Origin of the sequence: Nocardia xishanensis NBRC 101358 (genome assembly GCF_001613365.1) — a bacterium.
Classification (GTDB): Bacteria; Actinomycetota; Actinomycetes; order Mycobacteriales; family Mycobacteriaceae; genus Nocardia; species Nocardia xishanensis.
The window spans coordinates 159,839-166,782 of the sequence record NZ_BDCF01000015.1 but is presented as its reverse complement, the minus strand read 5'-3'; the positions used below and the strand labels follow the sequence as shown (position 1 = coordinate 166,782).

The 6,944-nt window shown below is 65.6% G+C and carries 11 protein-coding genes; 8 read left to right on the top strand and 3 right to left on the bottom strand.

Translation table 11 applies throughout. The annotated features are described in order from the left end of the window. The coding region (locus tag NX1_RS14875) for an acyl-CoA dehydrogenase C-terminal domain-containing protein (RefSeq protein ID WP_169812235.1) at positions 1-407 on the top strand (407 nt) is incomplete at its 5' end. 483 nt (positions 408-890) lie between these two features. Then, positions 891-1,295 (top strand): hypothetical protein, encoded by a 405-nt coding sequence (locus NX1_RS14870; protein WP_068058767.1) that lies wholly within the window; start codon positions 891-893, stop codon positions 1,293-1,295. A 206-nt stretch (positions 1,296-1,501) separates the two neighbouring features. On the opposite strand, the gene lipP1 is transcribed toward NX1_RS14870, so the two are convergent. Further along, positions 1,502-2,455, bottom strand: a complete 954-nt coding sequence (gene lipP1, locus NX1_RS14865) for a LipP1 family hormone-sensitive lipase (protein WP_218024131.1) — start codon at positions 2,453-2,455, stop codon at positions 1,502-1,504. Between the two features lie 50 nt (positions 2,456-2,505). Between lipP1 and NX1_RS14860 the strand changes: the two genes are divergently transcribed. Continuing rightward, the gene (locus tag NX1_RS14860; RefSeq protein WP_068058765.1) at positions 2,506-2,916 is read left to right on the top strand and encodes a MerR family transcriptional regulator; all 411 of its coding nucleotides are present in this window, start codon (positions 2,506-2,508) and stop codon (positions 2,914-2,916) included. Positions 2,917-2,970: 54 nt separating this feature from the next. On the opposite strand, the gene NX1_RS14855 is transcribed toward NX1_RS14860, so the two are convergent. Then, on the bottom strand, positions 2,971-3,330 hold the full coding sequence (locus NX1_RS14855) for a chorismate mutase (RefSeq protein WP_218024130.1): 360 nt from the start codon (positions 3,328-3,330) through the stop codon (positions 2,971-2,973). Between the two features lie 62 nt (positions 3,331-3,392). Between NX1_RS14855 and NX1_RS14850 the strand changes: the two genes are divergently transcribed. Together NX1_RS14850 and NX1_RS14845 are read left to right on the top strand one after the other, a co-directional pair. Then, positions 3,393-3,986, top strand: a complete 594-nt coding sequence (locus NX1_RS14850; RefSeq protein ID WP_068058761.1) for a hypothetical protein — start codon at positions 3,393-3,395, stop codon at positions 3,984-3,986. Positions 3,987-4,207: 221 nt separating this feature from the next. Next, entirely contained in the window at positions 4,208-4,570 is a 363-nt protein-coding gene (locus tag NX1_RS14845) for a fucose-binding lectin II (protein ID WP_068058759.1), read from the top strand. A 67-nt stretch (positions 4,571-4,637) separates the two neighbouring features. Here NX1_RS14845 and mftR read toward each other — a convergent pair whose 3' ends face one another. Continuing rightward, entirely contained in the window at positions 4,638-5,252 is a 615-nt protein-coding gene (mftR, locus tag NX1_RS14840; RefSeq protein WP_068058799.1) for a mycofactocin system transcriptional regulator MftR, read from the bottom strand. Positions 5,253-5,324: 72 nt separating this feature from the next. On the opposite strand from mftR, the gene mftA reads away from it, so the two are divergent. The 3 genes from mftA to mftC are packed head-to-tail and all read left to right on the top strand — an operon-like array spanning position 5,325 to position 6,931. Next, complete coding sequence (mftA, locus tag NX1_RS14835; protein WP_068058757.1) at positions 5,325-5,435, top strand: mycofactocin precursor MftA; 111 nt, start codon at positions 5,325-5,327, stop codon at positions 5,433-5,435. Next, complete coding sequence (gene mftB, locus NX1_RS14830; RefSeq protein WP_068058755.1) at positions 5,425-5,715, top strand: mycofactocin biosynthesis chaperone MftB; 291 nt, start codon at positions 5,425-5,427, stop codon at positions 5,713-5,715. Before mftA ends, mftB begins: the two co-directional genes overlap by 11 nt. A 19-nt stretch (positions 5,716-5,734) precedes the next feature. Further along, positions 5,735-6,931, top strand: coding sequence for a mycofactocin radical SAM maturase (gene mftC, locus NX1_RS14825; protein ID WP_068058753.1), 1,197 nt, complete (start codon positions 5,735-5,737; stop codon positions 6,929-6,931). The last annotated feature ends 13 nt before the right edge of the window (positions 6,932-6,944 follow it).

Genomic DNA, 6,944 nt, shown 5'->3' with positions numbered 1-6,944 from the left:
TCAGGGAAACAGCCCAATCCAGCGTCGACAACGACCGGCTCAAGGCCGAGAAGATCTTGCTCGCCACCGCACTGGAGGACGTGCAGGACATGACGGGCCGGCTAACCCAGCACCTGCTCGACGCGCAGGAGAACCCCGCCGAGCTGTACAAGATCGGCCTGGAGTCGGTGCGTTTCCTCCTCGCCGTCGGCGACCTGCTGGTCGGCTGGCGTCTGCTCGTCGCCGCCGAGATCGCGATCACCGTGCTCGATTCCAGCGACGGCGGCGCCGACCGCGCCTTCTACGAAGGCAAGATCGCCGTCGCATCCTTCTTCGCCAGGACAGTGCTGCCGCGCCTGAGCGCCGACTGGGCCGTCCTGTCCGAGATCGACACCTCGATCATGGACCTCGACGAAGCGGCCTTCTGAAGCGTCGATGCCCGGCCCGGCCGACCCTTCGGGCTTCCCCGTCGGCCGGGTCGCGAGGGTGCGGATTTCGCCGATGTCCAGGGCGCTGAGCGTTCCGATGACCGGCGACGGCGACGCTTCCCTCACCGGGCAAGTGCCGCAAGGGGTGCAAGAGTGCCTTCGAACGCCGCGATAGCGGCTAGGCGCGGTTGTGCTCCGAGACCACGTGCTGCCCAACGGTATTCGCTATTCCCGAGAACTCCGTGGCATGCGAGCCGTTACAGGATGGCCTGGGCCACACCGGTCTCAGGCCGGGTGATCGCCAGCGGAGAAAGCTGATGCGTTCGAAGGCCGATCGCGGTGTCAGTGCAGGTGTCAGCAGAAGTGTCAGGCCTGTGTCAGCTCGGTGTCAGCCAACCCGGCGACAGTGTGCACATCGAAGAAAACGACCGGCACCGACCCGATTCGGGTCAGTGCCACAACCGATTTCGAGGAGTACACGATATGTCCATCACCATCACCCTGAGCGACCACGACAAGGGAACCCTGCGCACCGCCGCCTACGGCGCGGTATCGCTGATGGCCGCCTCCGGCGCGCCGCACAAGTCCATCGCGCAGGGCTCCACCGCCCTGACCTCGGCGACCGGGCTGGTCGGGCACGTACTCGCCGCCAAGACCAGAGACATCCACCTGCCAGGCAAGTCCGTCGCCGAACTCGCCGACCAAGTACTGCCCGCCCTGACCACCGCCATGACCCTGCTCCGCGACCAGCATCCCGGCGAGGCCGACAACTTCCGCGACACCGTCCTGATCGCCATCGAAGCCGCCGTCCAGGCCCGCAAGGGCGAGCCCAGCCCCGCGGTGGCCGCGATGGCCCGCAAGATCACCGCGGCCCTCGACGGCCTCTGATTTCTCGAATCGGCTCGAATCAGCTGCCCGGCAACCCAGCCGGGTCGGCATGTCACCGGCCTGACGTGACAGGTATCGGCGTCCCGCCACCAGCCGGACGCCGATACCGCTACGGCTGATCCAAGATCTCGATCGGTCCAGCGGTCGGTTCCTGCGGGACCGCTCGACGAGAAGAGCCCCCGATTCTTGTTCGCGAGCGGTGACAGTCAGCGGATGAACGCCTTCCGCAGCGCTGTCGCTGCTTCGGTTCGCGCTTTCTCGCTGTCGTCGAAGGTGTGCCGGACGAATTCGTGGATCATTCCGGCATAGCGACTGACGGTGACCGGGACGCCGGCCGCCTCTAGCCGCTCCCCGTACTGTTCGCCCTCGTCCCGCAGCGCGTCGTACTCAGCGGTGATGATGAGCGCTGGCGGGAGCCCAGCCAAGTCGGGGGCGAGCAGGGGCGAGACTCGGGGATCGAGTTTCTCCTCTTCGGTGGTCAGGTAGTTATCCATGAACCAGTGCTGGGTGGCCCTGCCGATATTGCCGTACTTACCCGCGTACTCGCGGATGGAGTAATTCGTTCGCCGGAAATCGAGGTCGGGGTAGATCAGCAGCTGGAAGACCAGGGCGGGCCCGCCGTGATCGCGCGCCATCTGCGCGACAACCGCCGCCAGGTTGCCTCCGGCACTGTCGCCGCCGACAGCGATCCGAGCGGGATCTCCGCCTATGCCGGCCGCGTTGTCGGCAACCCACTGCGTCGCGGCGTAGCAGGCATCGGGTGCCGCCGGGAATCTGTGCTCCGGCGCCCGCGGGTAGTCGACGGAAACCACGATCGACTCGGCCCCGTTCGCGAGACTCCGGCACAGACCATCGTGGGTGTCCAGATCGCCGAGCATGAACCCGCCACCGTGGAAGAACACCAGCAACGGGAAGGAGCCCTCACCCATGGGAGTGTAGATCCGGACCCGAATATCCCCATTCGCCGCGGGAATGATGCGGTCCTCGACGTCGGCGACAGCTTCGGGCTCGCCCAGTAGCGCGATCCCCCTGCGCACCCCTTCGCGCGCCTGCTCGACGGGGAACGTGTGCAGCTCACCGAAATTGAATCGGGCGAGTCGATCCAGATACGCCTCGACCTGCGGATGGAGCGAGATCTGTTCTTCTATTTCTTCGGTCATGCGACTATCGTGCAACTTAAAGCGCGGTTCAAGTCAAGGAGTAATCGGGCATGACATCGTTGGATATCGCCGAAGTCGCCGAGCAGGCCGGGCTGACCCCGTCCGCGTTGCGGTTCTACGAGAAGCGGGGCCTCATCGAGCCCGACGGCCGCAACGGTTTACGCCGCACCTATCACCCGGATGTGCTCGCACGGCTGGCTCTGGTGACCTGCGCCCGCTCGGCCGGGTTCACCATCGCGCAGATCGCCCGGTTCCTGACAGCCACCCCTCAGGACGCCGAACTCAGAGCCCACTTGGTCGACAGAGCAAAGCAACTGGACGAGGACATCGCCCGCCTGACCAGAATGCGGGACGGCCTGCGCCACACCGCGACCTGCACCCACGAACCATTGGTCGACTGCCCCGAATTCAAAAGCATCCTCGCCACTCCGGAAGCCAAGGCGGTGAACACCGCCGCATAGCCGAACCTTCCGGAACGACCTTCGCCACCCCGGCGAAGAAGGCGGTGAGCTGAGCTACTTGCCCGTTTGGAGCGACTCGTGTTCGGCTAGCTCCAGTTCGATGAACGCGCCGATCATCGAACGCCAAATCGCCTCCGCGACATCGGCCGACAAACCCGCCGCGTCCGCGCGCTGCCGCACCGACGCGATCACCTGCGCGAAGCGGTCGGGGGCGCGGACGGCGTGCTCGTCGCGTTTGAACGTCGCCGCCGCGCGCACGAGTTCCTGCCTGGTCGTGAGGAGTTCGATCATCGTGCTGTCGATCGCATCGATCTCGGCGCGGACCTCGGCAAGGGAGGACGGAGTTTTCACGAATGGCGACACTAACAGTCGAATCGGCTTGCTGTGGAGCGCTTTTGTCGCCGATCCGCGCAAGGCCACTCCTCGCCCCGGTCGGCTCCGATATGGACGTCGGTCCTGAATGGCAGGATGCGGCTATGGGTGACTATTTCGAACGAATCGTCGACCTCGACGTGGCCTCGGCCGACGCGAGCACGCTGGCCGGGCACATGGTGGACTGGATGGTGTCGCGGCGATGGCTGCTTCGGGAGACTTCCCGCGACGCTATGTACAGCCTTCAGGTCGACGAAGGCTATGTGCCAGGCCCCGACTGGCAGCAGATCACCCAGGAATGGGGCGCCGACTGGATTCCCGGCCCCGTCGCCGTCATCGGCGGCCGCCACGACCACCATCCCGGACAGGGCGCCATCGAACCGGCCTCCGCGGTATGCCCACGCTGCCAGGCCACCACCGTGATCATCGACTACCCGCAGCAATGGGAAGCCGATCCCGCCGCATGGCAGCCGTTCTCGGACGCGATCGACACCTGGAAACGAACAGGCACCGGCGCGGCGATCTGCCCCTCCTGCACCACACCGAGCTCCATCACCAGCTGGCACTGGGCAGGCGGCTTCGCTCTAGGCGCCCTCGCCTTCGACTTCTGGGGGTGGCCGCCCCTAACCGAGGACTTCATCACCGAATTCGCCGCCCGACTCGGGCACCGAATCGAACACCACACCGGCAAGTTCTGAACCGAGGCTTGCACTGGCCGGCCGCTCTCTGGCATCCGACCGCGAGACCGACTCGCTTCGAGTCCGCCGAGGCGATTCACCTTGCCCGCAGCTGCCGGGCGGTAGGATTCTTTGTGCCGCACGGGTGTTCAGTCCCTTGTTCGCCAGACCCTGCGGGGCGCTTGTGCTGTCCCGGGTCGTGTTGCCGGGGGCGTCGCGAACGTGACCGGAGAGGCGTGGCGATGGCGGAAACGATCACCGAACTCCCCGCGGGGGCGCTTGTCACCGTGAAGGTGAGGACGAACTCCAGGCACCCGCAGAAGGTGCGGTTCTGGGACGATTTGGGCGGCGTAGACTACGTGTTCTCCGGCGCCGGGCCAGCCAACACCGAGATCGGCCGGGCGAGTTTGCGGGCAACGGGTCAGCCCTACTCGGTCGATTTCGCATACTCGGGAGACAGGGACGAGTGGCAGCAGTCCATCGTGAAGCGAGGCGGCCCATACGACATCGGGACCTATCACCTGCTCGTCCTTGTAGCCGAGAACGGCGACGACGCCGACTACAACGACGCCATCGTCGAGTTCAGCTGGTATGACCCGAACTGAGAGCTCGGGTAGCTTGGACGCCACGTGATGGGACACGCTTTTCGATCACGTGGCGTACCGGCGCACGCTACCGTCGATCCGTCACGAACCCCGTGGCGAGACTGCGCAGCGCCCTGTCGAGCACCTCGGCGAGGTCGGTCCCTTCTTCGGCCAACCAATGCTCGTAGGCCGCGATGGCGACGCCCAGTGTCGAGTATCCGACTGCCTGCGGCACGAGATCATGTGCGGGGAGGCCGAGCCGACCCCCGACGAATTCGGCGACGACCTCGCGCCAATCGCGATAGCGCAGTGTCGAATGGGCTTGCAGGGCAGGCACTTTCAAAATGAGTTCCATACGCTTGCGATGCCGGGGCTCCTGGTCGGCGTCGAAGCGGTTGAAGTCCACCACCACCGTTCGCACCGCGTCCATGATCGGCTGGTCCGCCGGACAGCGAGCGAAGTTCTCGCGCATGCGCTGCAACCCCTCGCCGAAGTTTCCCCAGACGACATCGTTCTTGGAATCGAAGTAGCGGAAGAACGAACGTTTGCTGATACCGACCGCCGCGGCGATGTCCTCGACCGTCGTGGCGTCGAATCCGTCGCGCTCGAAGAGGTCGAACGCGGCTCGTTCCAGCTCGCCCGCGGTGGTGGCCCGGCGTCGTCCGCGCCTGCTGACGTGCCCTTCGGAGGATTGCGTCGCCATCGCCTCTTCCATTTTGTCACCTGATGTCATTATGCTCGGGGTCACATCCTCACCGACCGGAAGGAGTCCGCCTTGAGCGAGCCCGCGACCAACCCGACCGTATCCCGCGCCGACGACGCCCTCATCGAAGAGGATCTGCTCGTCGAGGACGTCTCGATCGACGGTATGTGCGGTGTCTACTGAGTTCGAGGTCTTCGACCCGGCTCGGCCTTACGCGCTCGCGGCGTCGGTGACCCTACGCCCCGAGCCGTTCGGCGCTCTGGTCTACGACTACGCGACGCGCCGGCTTTCGTTCCTCAAGACACCGCTGCTTGTGGCGCTCGTCAAGGAACTCGCGGACAGCCCGAACGTGACCGCCGCCCTGGAGGCGGCCGCGGTCCCGGCCGACGAGCACCACCCCTATCTGCGCGCCCTTGCCGGCTTGGCCGAAGCAGGCACCATCCGGCAGCGAACCACCGAGTGACCCGCGAACAGGAATCCCGATGAAACTGGTCGAACATTTCAAACACGGCTTGGACGCGCCGATCTGCCTGACATGGGAGCTGACCTACGCCTGCAACCTCGCCTGCGAGCACTGCCTGTCGTCGTCCGGCCGACGGGATCCCCGCGAGTTGAGCACCGCCGAATGCAAGGCGGTCATCGATGAGCTGCAACGCATGCAGGTGTTCTACGTCAATATCGGCGGCGGCGAACCCACTGTTCGATCCGATTTCTGGGAACTGCTCGACTACTCCGTCGACCACAACGTCGGAGTGAAGTTCTCCACCAACGGCGTCCGGCTCACCCCGGAGCGGGCGCGACGTCTGGCCGCCACCGACTACGTGGACGTGCAGATCTCCATCGACGGCGCGACCGCCGACGTCAACGATGCCGTGCGAGGTCCGGGTTCGTTCGCGATGGCCTACCGGGCGATGGAGAACCTGGCAGAAGCCGGCTTCGAGAACTTCAAGATCTCCGTGGTGATGACCCGCCACAACGTCGGCCAACTCGACGAATTCAAAGCCATCGCCGATCGATTCGGCGCACAGCTGCGCATCACGCGACTGCGGCCGTCCGGACGCGGCGCCGACGTATGGAACGATCTACACCCCACCACCGATCAGCAGCTGCAAATCTACGACTGGCTGGTCGCCAACGGAGAACGGGTGCTGACCGGAGATTCGTTCTTCCACCTCAACGCCCTCGGCTCGACCCCGCTTCCCGGGTTGAATCTGTGCGGCGCGGGACGGGTGGTGTGCCTCATCGACCCGGTCGGCGACGTCTACGCCTGCCCGTTCGCCATCCACGACCAGTTCCTCGCGGGCAATATCCGAAACCCCGGCGGGTTCGAATCCGTCTGGCGCACATCGGAATTGTTCACCGAGCTGCGGCAACCGCAAAGCGCGGGCGCGTGCAGTTCCTGCTCGGCGTACGACGCTTGCCAGGGCGGCTGCATGGCGGCCAAGTTCTTCACCGGTCTTCCCCTGGACGGACCCGACCCCGAATGCGTGCGCGGCAATGCCGAACTCGCCTTGGCGGCCGTCGGAACCCAGGGCGCGCGACCCGCGCCGGACAAAGACCATTCCCGGCGCAGCGGCAAGCCCAACCGTGCCGTCGGACTGGGGATGCCGTCCACACTCAAAATCGCTACCGCATCGAGTCGCGCCTGTGACACCAGCCCGCTGGCGGATCTGCGCTGATCCGAACCCCGCC

Bases quoted from the DNA above. Each gene is read 5' to 3' on its own strand.
- NX1_RS14870 (WP_068058767.1), top strand. From the start codon at position 891: ATGTCCATCACCATCACCCTGAGCGACCACGACAAGGGAACCCTGCGC.
- lipP1 (WP_218024131.1), bottom strand. From the start codon at position 2,455: ATGACCGAAGAAATAGAAGAACAGATCTCGCTCCATCCGCAGGTCGAG.
- NX1_RS14860 (WP_068058765.1), top strand. From the start codon at position 2,506: ATGACATCGTTGGATATCGCCGAAGTCGCCGAGCAGGCCGGGCTGACC.
- NX1_RS14850 (WP_068058761.1), top strand. From the start codon at position 3,393: ATGGGTGACTATTTCGAACGAATCGTCGACCTCGACGTGGCCTCGGCC.
- NX1_RS14845 (WP_068058759.1), top strand. From the start codon at position 4,208: ATGGCGGAAACGATCACCGAACTCCCCGCGGGGGCGCTTGTCACCGTG.
- mftR (WP_068058799.1), bottom strand. From the start codon at position 5,252: ATGGCGACGCAATCCTCCGAAGGGCACGTCAGCAGGCGCGGACGACGC.
- mftC (WP_068058753.1), top strand. From the start codon at position 5,735: ATGAAACTGGTCGAACATTTCAAACACGGCTTGGACGCGCCGATCTGC.